Annotated in this window: 11 protein-coding genes and 1 tRNA gene; all 12 read right to left on the bottom strand. The window is 71.5% G+C overall.

The genetic code is table 11. From position 1 onward, the window contains the following. Positions 1 to 46: 46 nt before the first annotated feature. The 12 genes from V1J52_RS17885 to dnaA all read right to left on the bottom strand — a co-directional run bounded on the left by V1J52_RS17885 (position 47) and on the right by dnaA (position 15,006). Entirely contained in the window at positions 47 to 1,453 is a 1,407-nt protein-coding gene (locus V1J52_RS17885) for a hypothetical protein (RefSeq protein ID WP_330140849.1), read from the bottom strand. A 603-nt stretch (positions 1,454 to 2,056) separates the two neighbouring features. After that, complete coding sequence (locus V1J52_RS17880) at positions 2,057 to 2,191, bottom strand: DLW-39 family protein (protein WP_330140848.1); 135 nt, start codon at positions 2,189 to 2,191, stop codon at positions 2,057 to 2,059. Positions 2,192 to 2,366: 175 nt separating this feature from the next. Continuing rightward, positions 2,367 to 2,440 (bottom strand) — tRNA-Ile (locus V1J52_RS17875). Between the two features lie 91 nt (positions 2,441 to 2,531). Beyond that, positions 2,532 to 3,032: a DUF3566 domain-containing protein gene (locus tag V1J52_RS17870; RefSeq protein WP_443075856.1), complete on the bottom strand. Its 501-nt coding sequence runs from the start codon at positions 3,030 to 3,032 to the stop codon at positions 2,532 to 2,534. Between the two features lie 111 nt (positions 3,033 to 3,143). Further along, positions 3,144 to 5,759 (bottom strand): DNA gyrase subunit A, encoded by a 2,616-nt coding sequence (gyrA, locus tag V1J52_RS17865; protein ID WP_330140846.1) that lies wholly within the window; start codon positions 5,757 to 5,759, stop codon positions 3,144 to 3,146. A gap of 44 nt (positions 5,760 to 5,803) precedes the next feature. After that, positions 5,804 to 7,879, bottom strand: coding sequence for a DNA topoisomerase (ATP-hydrolyzing) subunit B (gyrB, locus tag V1J52_RS17860; RefSeq protein ID WP_330141007.1), 2,076 nt, complete (start codon positions 7,877 to 7,879; stop codon positions 5,804 to 5,806). A 344-nt stretch (positions 7,880 to 8,223) separates the two neighbouring features. After that, positions 8,224 to 8,742 carry a DciA family protein gene (locus V1J52_RS17855; RefSeq protein WP_330140845.1) on the bottom strand — a complete coding sequence of 173 codons (519 nt, stop codon included), beginning with the start codon at positions 8,740 to 8,742 and terminating at the stop codon, positions 8,224 to 8,226. Next, positions 8,739 to 9,854 carry a DNA replication/repair protein RecF gene (recF, locus tag V1J52_RS17850; protein ID WP_330140844.1) on the bottom strand — a complete coding sequence of 372 codons (1,116 nt, stop codon included), beginning with the start codon at positions 9,852 to 9,854 and terminating at the stop codon, positions 8,739 to 8,741. The genes V1J52_RS17855 and recF overlap by 4 nt, the downstream gene beginning before the upstream one ends. Positions 9,855 to 9,862: 8 nt before the next feature. Beyond that, positions 9,863 to 10,795, bottom strand: a complete 933-nt coding sequence (gene gnd / locus V1J52_RS17845; protein ID WP_330140843.1) for a phosphogluconate dehydrogenase (NAD(+)-dependent, decarboxylating) — start codon at positions 10,793 to 10,795, stop codon at positions 9,863 to 9,865. 141 nt (positions 10,796 to 10,936) lie between these two features. Beyond that, on the bottom strand, positions 10,937 to 12,067 hold the full coding sequence (gene dnaN, locus V1J52_RS17840) for a DNA polymerase III subunit beta (protein ID WP_330140842.1): 1,131 nt from the start codon (positions 12,065 to 12,067) through the stop codon (positions 10,937 to 10,939). An 818-nt stretch (positions 12,068 to 12,885) separates the two neighbouring features. Further along, positions 12,886 to 13,014, bottom strand: coding sequence for an LPFR motif small protein (locus V1J52_RS17835; RefSeq protein ID WP_330140841.1), 129 nt, complete (start codon positions 13,012 to 13,014; stop codon positions 12,886 to 12,888). A gap of 135 nt (positions 13,015 to 13,149) precedes the next feature. Continuing rightward, entirely contained in the window at positions 13,150 to 15,006 is a 1,857-nt protein-coding gene (dnaA, locus tag V1J52_RS17830) for a chromosomal replication initiator protein DnaA (RefSeq protein WP_330140840.1), read from the bottom strand. Between the last annotated feature and the right edge of the window lie 353 nt (positions 15,007 to 15,359).

Here is a 15,359-nt window from a genome sequence, read left to right as displayed (position 1 = left end):
ACCGGCCCGGTGCGGCGCACCGGCCCCCGCCCCCGCGGTGACGGACTCACGGCTGCCCCCGGCCGTCCCCCGGAGGAGGCCAGGAACCGGCGGCCGGTCCGTATCCCGGCTGCGGGTGACCGTAACCGCCCACGGCCGCGGACGGCACCGCGGCGGCCCCCGCCCGGCGGCGGGCCAGCAGCCACCACACCAGCAGGCCGAGGACCAGCACGCTGCCCGTGCCGATCCCGGCCACGGCGATGAGCTGCCGGGTGTCGCCCTCGGCGGCCTCGGCCGCCGTCAGCCCCTTCGCGGCCGCGTCCCGGTCCGCGTCGGTGACGCCGAACCCGGCGGCCACCGCGTCCCTGTCGTACGCGGGCGCCTCCTTCGGCTCGCCCTCGATGGTGACGCGCAGGGTGACGTTCGCGCCCGAGGGAAAGTGCGGGGCCAGATCCTGGTGCAGCGTGACGGCCAGGTAGGACCAGCCGGCCATGTCGGGGCCGGGCACCTTGTCCGCGAAGCGGGCGCCGTACTCGACGACGCCGGTGCTCAGGCCCACAGCCGTCTGCGCGCCGGTGAAGGACTGGAAGTTCGAGGCCAGGTCACCGCGTGCCGGATCGAAGGTGTGCAGCCCGACGGCCTTGGAAACGAAGCCGGACGCCTCGTCGGACGCCCGGCCGTTGGGCAGTTCGGCCAGGGCGTGCAGTCGCTGCCCCCAGTCCAGCGGCACCCGGTAGAACCGGGTCTGGCCGGCCTCCAGCCGGTCCTTCCACACGCCGGCGCCGACGGAACCGGCGTCGTTGAAGCCCGTCCCGCCGTGCGCCTCCTTCGGGGTGCCGGTCGGCGGCGGGGGCGGCTCCTCGTCCTCGTCGGCCCCGTTCCCAGGCGGCCCGGGGACGGCGCCCGTCAGGCCCGGTTCGGAGAGGTAGCTGATCTCGACCGGCCAGTCGGCCGGGTCGGCCGTCTCGGGGTTGTCGCGGGTCACCTGGAAGAGGTAGGGCCCGGCCTTCTGGCACCGCTCGATGCCGCCGCCTATCCGGCGCGCCGCGTAGTCACTGACCGGGTACGCGGTGCCGTCCCCGGCGAACCCGTCGCCGCCGGTGTCGCACACCTGGCCGTCGGTGGTCGTCAGCCGCACCTCGATCTCCTCGCCGAAGGAGGCGACGGTGGTGCCGGGTTTCGGGGCCACCGTGGCGGCGAGGTAGGCGGTGGAGGTGTCGTCCAGCGCGAGGCTGTAGAACTTCGTCTCCCCGGGGCCGATGGCGTCGGTGTACCGGCCCGGCGTCAGCTCGGGGCCGTCCGAGCTGCTGGCCTGCCCCTCGACCGCCACGGCGTCCTCGGCCGCCACGTACCACGGCGCGGCGTCCGGCGCGTCCTGCGCCGCCGCCGCGCCCGGCAGCGCCGTCACCGCGCCGAGCGCCACCACGGCCGCCGTCCACCGCGCGCCCGTCCTCCTCGTACGCCGCTTCGCCATGCGCCGCCCCCTCGTCGTCTCGCTCGTGCCGCCGGCCGCCCGGCCGTTGGCCGCCGTGGCCGACGGCCGGGCCCGCCGCGGCGGCCCGGACCGGTCCATCCTGCACCGTCCGCCCCGTCCCAGGGCCCGCCGCCCCCGGATTTCCCGGCGCCCGCGGCCCGGGCCGGGCCGGGTGGACGAGCGCGAGCCACGGCAGTCCGCCCGTCCTCACTCTCTTTTCCCGGCCGCAACGGCGCAGGCGGGCGCCGTGCGACCCGCACCACGGCGGGGGCGGCGGCGCACGACGGGCCCTTCGGCGTCACCGGAGCGCCCGAGAACTGACGTTGCGTCAGGCTCAGGGCCTGACGTCTCGCGCGACCGGGCATCCGCCCGCCGGACCGCGCGGGAGCGCCCGGAGCGGCAACTGCCCAGGACATTTGCGAGCGCACAGACCTGGGCGAGGCGTGTCACGGTGCCGGAACGCGGCGAAGCCCCGGCCGCCACGGCCGGGGCTTCGTCTGGAGCCGCCGCCCGCCCTCAAGGAGCGGTGTTCCTCAAGGAGGAGGTGCGGACAGCGGTACGGGATCGGGTACCGGCTGCGCGGCACCGGCGGTCAGTGTGCCCTCAGGCACCCGGGCCCGAGGGCACGGAGTCGGTGGCCTCGGTCCACAGGTCCTGCTCGGCACGGTCCGCCTGGATCTGGCGGTACACGAGGAGCCCGCCGATGGCGGCCAGCGCGACCAGGAGGAGCTTCTTCACGGCGTTACCTCGTCCTTCAACGACGTCGGAACCCTACTGGCGCCCGATGATACCCAACCGTATGCGCGAGCGATCGCCGCACGGCCGCACCCGCCGTGTCCCTTGACCGGGACACGAGGAAAGCCCGAGCACAAGCAAAAACCCCCGGCCGGATACCGGCCGGGGACTTGCACGGTGGGGCTAACAGGACTTGAACCTGTGGCCTCTTCCTTATCAGGGAAGCGCTCTAACCGTCTGAGCTATAGCCCCGCGCTGCAACGAAACATTAGCGCACTTCCGCGCTCTCCCAAAATCGGTTCCTGGCCGGGGCCCGCCCCCGTGGCGGGCCCCGGGCCTGGGCTTACTCGTCCTCGGCCAGCGTCAGCTCGACACCGCCGACGAAACCGGCGGAGAGGTTGTAGATGAAGGCGCCCAGCGTGGCCAGGGCCGTGGCCAGGACGACGTCGATGGCCGCGATGACCGCCGTGAACGTCAGCACCCGGGACAGCGAGAGCATCGCCTCCAGGTCGAAGCCCGCACCCTCCGGGCTCTCCGTCGCGTCGCTGATGGTGTCACCGATGGTCGAGAACACGCCCATGCCGTCCATGACCATCCACAGCACCGCGACCGCCACGACCGTGCAGACGCCGAGCGCGACGGAGAGCAGGAAGCTGACCTTCATCACCGACCACGGGTCCGCCTTGGCCACCCGCAGCCGTGCCTTGCGCGTGCGCGGCACGGCACGGGCGCCCGTGCGGGGGCGCCGCACACCGCCCGGCCCGTCCTCCTCCTCGCCGCCGGGAGCCGGGTACGCCTGTGGCGGCCGGTGCGGCTGCTGATGTGGCGGCTGGGCGCTGGTCATCGTCACTCCGCGCGCCGGCGTCTGCCCCTGATAGGGCGTCCGGCCGCCCCCGGACGGAGCGGGGCCACCCGCCGCGCCCTTCTCCGCCCCGCCCGTGGTCCCGCTCACGCCCTACTCCTCGCTGTCCGTGGCCGTACCGGCCGCGTCATCCGCAGCGGTGGCGTCCGTGGTGGTCGGCTCCGCGAGGCCGTCGGCAGGTACGTCAGCCTCGACCTCCTCCGCCTCACGGCCGGCCTCCGCGTTCCGCGCGATCCCGACGACGGCATCCCGCTTGCCCAGGTTGATCAGTTGGACGCCCATGGTGTCACGGCCCGTCTCCCGCACACCGCTGACCCGCGTGCGGATCACCCCGCCGCCCAGCGTGATGGCCAGGATCTCGTCGGTGTCCTCGACGACGAGCGCACCGACCAGCGAACCGCGGTCCTCCACGATCCGGGCGGCCTTGATGCCGAGGCCGCCACGGCCCTGGACGCGGTACTCGTCCACGCTGGTGCGCTTGGCGTAGCCGCCGTCGGTGGCGGTGAACACGAACGTACCCGCCCGGACCACGTTCATCGAGAGCAGCTCGTCGTCCGCGCGGAAACTCATGCCCTTCACGCCCGAGGTGGCCCGTCCCATGGGCCGCAGCGCCTCGTCGGTGGCGGTGAACCGGATGGACTGCGCCTTCTTGCTGATGAGCAGCAGGTCGTCCTCCGCGGAGACCAGCTCGGCGCCGATCAGCTCGTCGTCACGGCCGTCCTCCATCTGCCGGAGGTTGATGGCGATGACGCCGCCGGCCCGCGGCGAGTCGTAGTCCTTGAGCGGGGTCTTCTTCACCAGTCCGGACTTCGTCGCGAGCACCAGGTACGGCGTCGCCTCGTAGTCCCGGATGGCGAGGATCTCGGCGATCTGCTCGTCCGGCTGGAACGCCAGCAGGTTCGCCACGTGCTGCCCGCGTGCCTCCCGCCCCGCGTCCGGCAGCTCGTACGCCTTCGCCCGGTAGACCCGGCCCTTGTTGGTGAAGAACAGCAGCCAGTGGTGCGTGGTGGACACGAAGAAGTGGTCGACGATGTCGTCTTCCCGCAGCTTCGTGCCGCGCACGCCCTTCCCGCCGCGCTTCTGCGCCCGGTAGTCGACCGTCCGCGTGCGCTTGACGTAGCCGCCGCGGGTGATGGTGACGACGATGTCGTCCTCGGCGATCAGGTCCTCGATGGACATGTCGCCCTCGAAGGGCACCAGCTGGCTGCGCCGGTCGTCGCCGAACTTCTCCACCAGCGCGGTCAGTTCCTCGCTGATGATGCTGCGCTGGCGCTCCGGCGAGGCCAGGATCGCCTTGTACCCGGTGATCTTCGCCTGGAGGTCGTCGTGCTCGGCGGTGATCTTCTGGTGCTCCAGGGCGGCGAGCCGGCGCAGCTGCATCTCCAGGATGGCGTTCGCCTGGATCTCGTCGATCTCCAGCAGCCCCATCAGCCCGGTACGGGCGACGTCGACCGTGTCGCTGCGCCGGATCAGCGCGATGACCTCGTCGATCGCGTCCAGCGCCTTGAGCAGGCCACGCAGGATGTGGGCCCGCTCCTCGGCCTTGCGCAGCCGGTAGCGGGTGCGGCGGACGATGACGTCGACCTGGTGCGCGACCCAGTTGCGGATGAACGCGTCCAGCGACAGCGTGCGCGGCACCCCGTCCACCAGGGCGAGCATGTTCGCGCCGAAGTTCGTCTGGAGGTCGGTGTGCTTGTACAGGTTGTTCAGGACGACCTTGGCCACCGCGTCCCGCTTGAGGACGACAACCAGACGCTGGCCGGTGCGTGAGCTGGTCTCGTCCCGCACGTCCGCGATGCCGCCGACCCTGCCGTCCTTGACCAGGTCCGCGATCTTCAGCGCGAGGTTGTCCGGGTTCACCTGGTAGGGCAGCTCGGTGACGACCAGGCACTGGCGGCCCTGGATCTCCTCCACCTCGACGACCGCGCGCATGGTGATCGAGCCGCGCCCGGTCCGGTACGCGTCCTCGATGCCGCTCCGGCCGACGACCAGCGCGCCGGTGGGGAAGTCCGGGCCCTTGATCCGTTCCAGCAGCGCGTCCAGCAGTTCCTCGTTGGACGCCTCGGGGTGGTCCAGGTACCACTGGGCGCCCGCCGCCACCTCGCGCAGGTTGTGCGGCGGGATGTTGGTGGCCATACCGACCGCGATGCCCGCCGAGCCGTTGACGAGCAGGTTCGGGAACCGGGACGGCAGCACCGTCGGCTCCTGGTTGCGGCCGTCGTAGTTGTCCTGGAAGTCGACGGTCTCCTCGTCGATGTCCCGGAGCATCTCCATGGCCAGCGGGGCCATCTTGCACTCGGTGTACCGCATGGCCGCGGCCGGGTCGTTGCCCGGGGAGCCGAAGTTGCCGTTGGAGTCGACCAGCGGCATCCGCATCGACCACGTCTGGGCCAGACGGACGAGCGCGTCGTAGATGGAGGAGTCACCGTGCGGGTGGTAGGTGCCCATGACGTCACCGACGACGCGGGCACACTTGTAGAAGCCGCGCTCGGGGCGGTAGCCGCCGTCGTACATGGCGTACAGCACGCGTCGGTGCACGGGCTTGAGGCCGTCCCGGACGTCGGGCAGCGCCCGGGAGACGATGACGCTCATCGCGTAGTCGAGGTACGAGCGCTGCATCTCCGTTTCGAGCGTCACCGGCTCGATGCGCAGGGCACCCGCCTCACCGGTCGGCTCGGGCACGGCTGCCGGGGGGTTCTCGTCGGCCATTGCTGTTCACAGTCCCTTTCTGGCGGCGGCGTTCACGGGCCGACTCAGATGTCGAGAAAACGGACGTCCTTGGCGTTGCGCTGGATGAACGAGCGCCGCGACTCCACGTCCTCGCCCATGAGGATCGAGAACAGGTCGTCGGCGGCGGCGGCGTCGTCGATGGTGACCTGGCGCAGCACCCGCAGCTCCGAGTCCATCGTCGTCGTGCGCAGCTCCTCGGCGTTCATCTCGCCCAGACCCTTGAACCGCTGCACCGAGTCGTCGCGGATGCGCTTGCCCTGCTCGCGTCCGAGCCGGATGAGCTGGTCCCGCTCGCGGTCGGAGTACGCGTACTCGTGGTCGTCCCGGGTCCACTTGATCTTGTACAGAGGGGGCTGCGAGAGGTACACGTGCCCGGCCTCCACCAGCGGGCGCATGAAGCGGAAGAGGAGGGTCAGCAGCAGGGTGTTGATGTGCTGGCCGTCGACGTCGGCGTCCGCCATCAGGATGATCTTGTGGTAGCGGAGCTTCTCGATGTCGAAGTCCTCGTGGATGCCCGTGCCGAAGGCCGAGATCAGCGCCTGCACCTCGGTGTTCTGGAGCACCTTGTCGATGCGGGCCTTCTCCACGTTCAGGATCTTGCCGCGGATGGGGAGGATCGCCTGGTACTGCGGGTCGCGCCCGGACTTGGCCGAACCGCCGGCGGAATCACCCTCGACGATGAAGATCTCGCACTTGCTGGCGTCGTTCGACTGGCAGTCCGACAGCTTGCCCGGCAGCGACGCCGTCTCCAGCAGCCCCTTACGCCGCGTCAGATCCCGCGCCTTGCGGGCCGCGACCCGCGCCGTGGCCGCCTGGATGCCCTTGCGGATGATGTCCGCTGCCTCGTTGGGGTTGCGGTCGAACCAGTCGGTGACGTGCTCGTGCACGACCTTCTGGACGAACGTCTTCACCTCGGTGTTGCCCAGCTTCGTCTTCGTCTGGCCCTCGAACTGCGGCTCGCCGAGCTTCACGGAGAGGATGGCCGTCAGGCCCTCGCGGATGTCCTCGCCCGTGAGGTTGTCGTCCTTCTCGCGCAGCAGCTTCCGCTCCCGCGCGTACCGGTTGACCAGGCCGGTGAGCGCCGCCCTGAAGCCCTCCTCGTGGGTGCCGCCCTCGTGGGTGTGGATGATGTTCGCGAAGCTGTAGACGCCCTCGGTGTACTGGGTGTTCCACTGCATGGCGATCTCGGCCGAGAGCATCCGCTCCTTGTCCTCGGCCTCGAAGTACACGACGGTCGGGTGGACGACCTCTCCCTTGCGGGAGTTGAGATGGCGGACGAAGTCCGAGATCCCGCCCTCGTAGTGGTAGGTGACCGTACGGGGCTTGTCATCGTCCGCCGTGTCGGTGGTGTCCGCCCCCGCCGTCTGCTTCGCGGACGCCCGCTCGTCGGTCAGCGAGATCGTCAGGCCGCCGTTGAGGAACGCCATCTCCTGGAAACGCCGCGACAGCGTCTCGAAGGAGTACTCCGTCGTCTCGAAGATGTCGCCGTCGGCCCAGAAGGTGAGCGTCGTCCCCGTCTCCTCGGTGGCCTCCTGCCGCTCCAGCGGACTGACGGGCGCGCCGCGCCGGTACTCCTGCGTCCAGCGGTAACCGTCCCGCCGGATGTCGACCGAGACCCGCTGCGAGAGCGCGTTCACCACCGAGACGCCGACGCCGTGCAGACCGCCGGAGACGGCGTACCCGCCGCCACCGAACTTGCCACCCGCGTGCAGCACGGTGAGGACGACCTCGACGGCCGGCCGGTTCTCCGAGGGGACGATGTCCACCGGGATACCACGGCCGTTGTCGACCACGCGCACCCCGCCGTCGGCGAGGACCGTGACGTCGATGGCGTTCGCCCAGCCGGCCAGCGCCTCGTCGACGGAGTTGTCGACGACCTCGTACACCAGGTGGTGCAGGCCGCGCTCGCCGGTCGAACCGATGTACATGCCCGGACGTTTGCGGACCGCGTCCAGGCCCTCCAGGACCGTGATCGCGCTCGCGTCGTACGCCACCTCGTTCTGGCGCAGGGGAGCGACGGGGGCGTCCTCGGCGACGGACGGGGGGTTCTCGTTGGGGTTGCCGGAATCGGCCACGAAGCGCCCTTTCTGGCACAGCAGAAGCCGTCTCCTTTTCGGGCAGGAGCGGCTGCATCGTTCGGCTTGGTCCGCGGTACGGCGGGTGCCTCCCAGTCTACCGGTAGCGCTGACATTGATGGGGGTTTGCTGGCGCCTGAGTCCCCATGTGCCGCCCTGGACGAGCGTCGTCCGACTCCCCATATGCGACCGGGGGCCCCAAGAGGCTCACAGGGGCGCTCAGCGCTTCGGAGTGTCAACCACCCGTTACCGTGACCGGGGTCACGTCCGCCGCCCCGTACGGGGGGTATGTTTCACGTGAAACGGACACGTTACGGTGCGGCGTTGACACGGGGCGGAGGGCTCGCCGTTTCACGTGAAACGACGGTTCAGCGGACCCGGAGCGGGCCGTAGCGGGGGCCGGGCCCGCCCGGTCCCCGCACTTTGATGAGCGTGACCGTGCCCTGACCCAGGTCCTCGTTCAGCCGCCGCACCAGCTCGGGCGCCAGCCGCCGCAGCTCGGTCGCCCACGCCGTCGCGTCACAGCGGACGTGCAGCACCCGGGTGTCCTCGTCGTACCGCTCGGGACGGCAGTGCTCGGCGTTCTTCGCCCCGACGATGTCCGGCCAGCGGCCCATCACACCGCCGACGGCCATCGGCATCTCCCAGCCCCGCTCCGTCTTCAGCCGCTCGATGGCCGCACCCAGCGGCAGCGGGTCCCGGCCGTCGCGCCGGGCTCCCGACCGCACTCCCCCGCGCCGGGCCTGCTGACGCTGCCGCGTCGCCTCACCCCGCACCCGGGCCTGCTCCTTGGCGGCCCGCAGCGCCACCCTCGCCAGGTCCACACCCGAGAGCGGGGGCGGCGCGGGGTTCCCGGGCCCGCCGGAGCCGGGGTCTGCCTCGCTCACGCCGCCACCACCTCCCCGTCGGCGACGGAGAACCGGGTACCGGACAGCGCGGCCGGGACGTCGTCGTCCACGGCGGCCGTCACCAGCACCTGCTCCGCGGGGGCGACGAGTTCCGCCAGCCGCTCCCGCCGCCGGGTGTCCAGCTCGGCGAACACGTCGTCCAGCACCAGCACCGGTTCGTTGCCCTCGGCCCGCAGCAGGTCGTAGGAGGCCAGCCGCAGCGCCAGCGCGTACGACCAGGACTCCCCGTGGCTGGCGTACCCCTTCGCGGGCAGCCGGCCGAGCCGCAGCAGCAGGTCGTCCCGGTGGGGCCCCACCAGTGTCACGCCCCGCTCGATCTCCTGCTTGCGCGCCTCGCCCAGCGCCACGAGCAGACGCTCGTACAGCTCCTCCCGGCTCCCCTCGGGCACCGGCGCACGGTACTCCAGTGCCACCGGGCCGCCGCCCGGCGCCACCTGGTCGTACGCCTTGTCGGCCAGCGGCTCCAGGTCGGCCACCAGCGCGTAGCGCTGGACCAGCACCTCGGCGGCCACCCGCGCCAGGTGCTGGTCCCACACGTCCAGCGTGGACAGGTCCAGCGAACGGCCGCCGTGCCGGCGGGCCATCGCCGCCGACTTCAGCAGGGTGTTGCGCTGCTTCAGCACCCGGTCGTAGTCCGAGCGCACGCCCGCCATGCGCGGCGAGCGCGCCGTGACCAGCTCGTCCAGGAACCGCCTGCGCTCCCCCGGGTCGCCCTTCACCAGGCTCAGGTCCTCCGGGGCGAACAGCACCGTGCGCAGGATGCCCAGCACGTCGCGCGGCCGGACCTGGGACGAGCGGTTGATCCGCGCCCGGTTCGCCCGGCCCGGAGTGATCTCCAGCTCGACGAGCTGCTGCCGCTCGCCCTGCACCACGGCCGCCCGCACCACCGCCCGCTCCGCGCCCATGCGCACGAGCGGCGCGTCGGCGGCCACCCGGTGGCTGCCGAGCGTGGCGAGGTAGCCGACGGCCTCGACCAGGTTCGTCTTCCCCTGACCGTTCGGCCCGACGAACGCCGTGACGCCGGGGCCGAGCGGCACCTCGGCCCTGGCGTACGAACGGAAGTCGGCGAGCGACAGATGCGTGACGTGCATCTACGTCGTCAGCCGCCCACGGGCGGGTCGACGTCCGCACCCGGCGCGTCGACGCCGAGGTCGTCGCTCTTCTCGGTGACGGCGTGCCCGCCGAACTGGTTGCGCAGCGCCGCGATCATCTTCATCTGCGGCGAGTCGTCCTGCCGCGAGGAGAACCGGGCGAACAGTGACGCCGTGATGGCGGGGAGCGGAACCGCGTGGTCGATGGCCGCCTCGACCGTCCAGCGGCCCTCGCCGGAGTCCTGCGCGTAGCCGCGCAGCTTCTCCAGGTGCCGGTCGTCGTCCAGCGCGTTGACCGCGAGGTCCAGCAGCCAGGAGCGGATGACGGTGCCCTCCCGCCAGGAGCGGAAGATCTCCCGCACGTCGGTCACCGAGTCGACGGCCTCCAGCAGCTCCCAGCCTTCGGCGAAGGACTGCATCATCGCGTACTCGATGCCGTTGTGGACCATCTTGGCGAAGTGCCCGGCGCCGACCTTGCCCGCGTGCACCGAACCGTACTCGCCCTCGGGCTTGAGCGCTTCGAAGACCGGCTGCACCTTGGCCACGTCCTCGGCCTCGCCGCCGTACATCAGCGCGTAGCCGTTCTCCAGGCCCCACACGCCGCCGGACACGCCGCAGTCCACGAACCCGATGCCGCGCTCGGCGAGCTGCCGGGCGTGCCGCTCGTCGTCCGTCCACCGCGAGTTGCCGCCGTCCACGACCACGTCACCGGGGGACAGCAGCTCCGCCAGCTCGTCCACGGTGGCCTGCGTGGGCCCGCCCGCCGGGACCATCACCCACACGACGCGGGGGCCCCGCAGGGCGTCCACCAGTTCCCGCAGGCTGTGGACGTCGGCGAGCTCCGGGTTGCGGTCGTATCCGATGACGGTGTGGCCTGCGCGGCGGATGCGCTCGCGCATGTTGCCGCCCATCTTGCCGAGGCCGATGAGACCGAGCTCCATCAGTGGGCCTTCCTTGACGTTCTCGCGGTGCAGATGCGTGCACGGGCGGACTGCGGTGGCCGCCCGTGCACGAGCCTACGCCGCGACCGCCGCGCACATCTGTGGGCTCAGCCGCTCGTTCGGAGGCGTGCCGCGATGTCGTCAGCCACTCAGCCGTACCGGCATGATCAGGTACTTGTACGCGTCGTGGGACTCGGCGTCCACCGCCGGCTTCCCGCGCAGCAGGGCGGGCTTGGTGGACGTGGTGAAGGAGAGCTGGGCGACGGGCGAGTCGATCGCGCTCAGCCCCTCCAGCAGGAAGCCCGGGTTGAACGCGATGGAGATGTCGTCGCCCTCCAGCGTGCAGTCCACCCGCTCCACAGCCTGTGCGTCGTCGCTCGACCCGGCCTCCAGGGTCAAAGCGCCCTGCTCGAAGCTGAGCCGCACCGGCGTGTTCCGCTCGGCGACGAGCGCGACGCGCTTGACGGCCTCCACGAAGGAGCCCGTCTCGATGGTGGCCACGGAGTTGAACTCCGTCGGGAAGAGCGTGCGGTACTTCGGGAGGTCGCCCTCCAGCAGCCGCGTGGTGGTGCGGCGGCCCGCGCCGTCGAAGCCGATGAGCCCCTCACCGGCGCCGGAGCCCGACAGCGCCAGCGTCACCTGGTCGCCGCCGCTGAGCGCCTTGGCGGTGTCCAGCAGCGTCTTGGCCGGGACGAGGGCGACGGCGGAGGCGTCGGGCGTCTCCGGCTTCCACAGGAACTCGCGGACGGCGAAGCGGTAGCGGTCGGTGGAGGCCAGCGTGACGGTGTCGCCCTCGATCTCGATGCGCACACCGGTGAGCACGGGGAGGGTGTCGTCCCGGCCGGCCGCGATGGCCACCTGGGAGACGGCGGAGGCGAAGACCTCACCGGGGACGGTGCCGGTGGCCGAAGGCATCTGGGGCAGCGCCGGGTACTCCTCCACCGGGAGGGTGTGGAGCGTGAACCGGGAGGAGCCGCACACGACGCTCACCCGTACACCGCCCGTGGAGATCTCCACCGGCCGGTTGGGGAGGGCACGGCTGATGTCGGCGAGGAGCTTGCCGGAGACCAGGACGGAACCGTCCTCCTCGACGTCCGCCTCGACGGAGACGCGGGCGGAGACCTCGTAGTCGAAGCCCGAGAGGCTGAGCGTGCCGTCCTCGGCCTTCAGCAGCAGGCCGGCGAGGACCGGCACCGGCGGACGGGCCGGGAGGCTCTTGGCGGCCCACGCCACCGCCTCCGCCAGGACATCGCGCTCTACCCGGATCTTCACCTTCAGCCGCCTCCTGCTGTTGCTGGTTGCCGGGGACCAGTCTGACGCACTCGGCTGACAGTCGGCGCGGCTCGGGGTCAAGTCGCCGCCGCGGGGCCGGGGCGGCCCGGAGCCGAGTTGTGCACAGGACCTGCTTCGACACGAGTTTCCCGGCTTATCTCTGTGGTCTTAGTAGTAGGTGCTGTGGATTCCGGGGATAACCGCGTTTGTGCAGGTCAGCAGGGGAATTTTATCCACCGGGCCTGTGGGCGCAGCGGTGGACCAACAGGGGGTAGCTGTGGACAGAGGGAAGTTCTGCACACCCCGTGCACAGGCGGGGGCGACTTCCCCACAGCGCCGTCCCCAGTTTTACCCACGTTCTCAACAGCCCAACCCAGCAGCTTGGTGTGACCGCTTTCACTCCGACCGGTGAGGGGGCGCGTCGTGTTGTCGAACAGTGGACAGGGGTGTGGAGAACCTGGGGATAACCGGCCCCCGCCTGTGGGCGGCCGGTGGACAGCCGTGGACCCCGGTTGACCGCCCCGAATCCGTCCACAGCCTGTGGAGTCCGCGCGTGCACAAATCCCCAGGGGGCTGAACTGCGACGACGATCCCACGGCGGGCCGGGCTGTGGACACGGTCGGGACAACTCCCCGGTCCCCAGGGTGTGGACGCGCGCAGGCGCCCGAACCTGTGGACATGATCGCCCGGCCGGGCCGCACTCGAACACCGCACGGTCCGGGACCGGGCCGCGCACATGCACAGGACCCCGGCCGGCGAGGTGCCGACCGGGGTCCTGGGAGGTGTGCGGCGCCACGGGCGCCACCGGGAGAAGGCGCTCAGTGGCGCCCGTGCGCGGTGCTCGACGCACCGCCGAAGAGACGGGCGACGGCCCGGAAGGGCAGGGTGACGACGGTGGCCACTGCACCACCGATGCTTCGGAGCACATCTGCGATCGCCTTGAACACGAGCGAACCTCCGTCCTGGTGCCCGGCACGCTGCCGGGCGGGGATGCCGCAGAGCGGCCGTTCCCAGCACCGCCTGCCCGGCGGCTCGCCCCGGAAACGGAACGTTCGCTGCCGGGCAGGCGGTGCTGGGCCGGTTCAGCCGTTCTTGATGCGGTTGGTCAGCTCGGTGACCTGGTTGTAGATGGAACGGCGCTCCGCCATGAGGGCACGGATCTTGCGGTCGGCGTGCATGACCGTGGTGTGGTCACGGCCGCCGAACTGGGCGCCGATCTTCGGCAGCGAGAGGTCCGTCAGCTCCCGGCACAGGTACATGGCGATCTGCCGCGCCGTCACCAGGACGCGGCTGCGCGAGGACCCGCACAGGTCGTCCACCGTCAGCCCGAAGTAGTCGGCGGTCGCGGCCATGATGTTGGCGGCGGTGATCTCGGGGGCGGCGTCCTCACCGCCCGGGATGAGGTCCTTGAGGACGATCTCGGTGAGCCCGAGGTCCACCGGCTGCCGGTTCAGGCTGGCGAACGCCGTCACCCGGATCAGCGCGCCCTCCAGCTCGCGGATGTTGCGCGAGATCCGCGAGGCGATGAACTCCAGCACCTCGGGGGGCGCGTTGAGCTGCTCCTGGACCGCCTTCTTGCGCAGGATGGCGATGCGCGTCTCCAGCTCGGGCGGCTGGACGTCGGTGATCAGCCCCCACTCGAAGCGGTTGCGCAGCCGGTCCTCCAGGGTGACCAGCTGCTTGGGCGGCCGGTCCGAGGAGAGCACGATCTGCTTGTTGGCGTTGTGGAGCGTGTTGAAGGTGTGGAAGAACTCCTCCTGCGTCGACTCCTTGCTCGCCAGGAACTGGATGTCGTCGACCAGCAGGATGTCCATGTCGCGGTAGCGCTTGCGGAACGCGTCCGCCTTGCCGTCGCGGATGGAGTTGATGAACTCGTTCGTGAACTCCTCGGAGCTGACGTACCGCACCCGGGTCCCCGGGTAGAGGCTGCGGGCGTAGTGCCCGATCGCGTGCAGCAGGTGCGTCTTGCCGAGCCCTGACTCGCCGTAGATGAACAGCGGGTTGTACGCCTTCGCCGGTGCCTCGGCGACGGCGACCGCGGCGGCGTGGGCGAACCGGTTGGACGCCCCGATGACGAAGGTGTCGAACAGGTACTTCGGGTTCAGCCGGGCCGTGGGCTCCCCCGGCCCCGTGGCCGGGGCCGGCTGTGCGGCGAGCGGACCCGGCGCGCCGCTGGACGCCGGCAGCTGCGGCAGCTCGTCGAACCGCGGCGGGGGCGGCTGGTGCTGCTCGTACCCGCCGCCCGGCTGGGGGCGCTGGTCGTAGGGCTCGTACGCCTCGCGTCCGCCCCGGACGCCGTAGCCGGGCTGCGCCGGCGGCGGGTAGGCGTCGCGCGGGGGCCAGCCGTCCGGCTCCGGCTGGCGCGGCCACGCTCCGGGCTGGCGCTGGTGGTGGGGCTGCGGCGCGTGCGGGTACCCGGGATAGGCCGGACGCGCGCTGGGCAGCTCCCGGTCCTCGTACCGGGGCGGTTCCTCGTAACGCGGCGGTTCGTCGTACCGGGGCGGTTCCTCGTAGCGGGACGGTTCCTCGTAGCGCGGCGATTCGTCGTACCGCTGCTCGTCGTAGCGGGGCGCCGGGGGCTGCGTGCCGCGCTGTTCGGGCCCGCGCGGGTCGGGCCCGCGCTGCTCGGGGACGGGCGCGTGGCCGGGCGGACCGGGGGACGGCTCCGGCGCCGGACCGGTGACGGTGATCGCCAGCCGGATCGGCTGCTGGCACTCACGGCTGAGGGCGTCGCCGATCATCGGGGCCAGCCGGCCCTCCAGCACACCCTTGGCGTACTCGTTCGGCACACCGAGCAGCGCCGTGCCCGAGACCAGGACGAGCGGCTGGCAGTCGCGCAGCCAGCGCTGGTCCTTCGCCTCGATGCCCTGCCCGTCGGCGAGGAGGTACTCCAGTACGCGTGGCCACACTGCGGCAAGATCGGCAGGTACGTCAGCCACAGGGCACGCTCTCTCACTCGCTTGGGGACACTTTCCGCGAAAGTGTGGCTCTCGGGACGGCCGGGAGGAATCGGAGTCCGGCCACGGTAGTCGGCCCTGCTGGTGCCGCTCAAGTTGTTGTCCACAGGGTGTGCACAACTGTGCCATGCGGGGACGGCCCCCGGCCCCCGTCCGGGCTCCCGCGGGCGCCGGAGGGCCGGAACGCGGGCGTGTGCCGGTGTCGGCGGGGCCTGGTTTGACCGAATGGCGCCGCCGCGCGTACCGTGACCAGGTCGAGTTGTCGATGGCTGCTGCCGCCTGCCTCCGATGGGCAAGTCCTCCTGGATGACGAAGCGGTGCACTCGGGCGTTGCG

It is taken from the genome of Streptomyces solitudinis, from assembly GCF_036323765.1.
In the GTDB taxonomy this organism is placed as follows: domain Bacteria; phylum Actinomycetota; class Actinomycetes; order Streptomycetales; family Streptomycetaceae; genus Streptomyces.
Note: the sequence above shows the minus strand (reverse complement) of the source record. Positions and strands in the feature narration are given on the sequence as shown.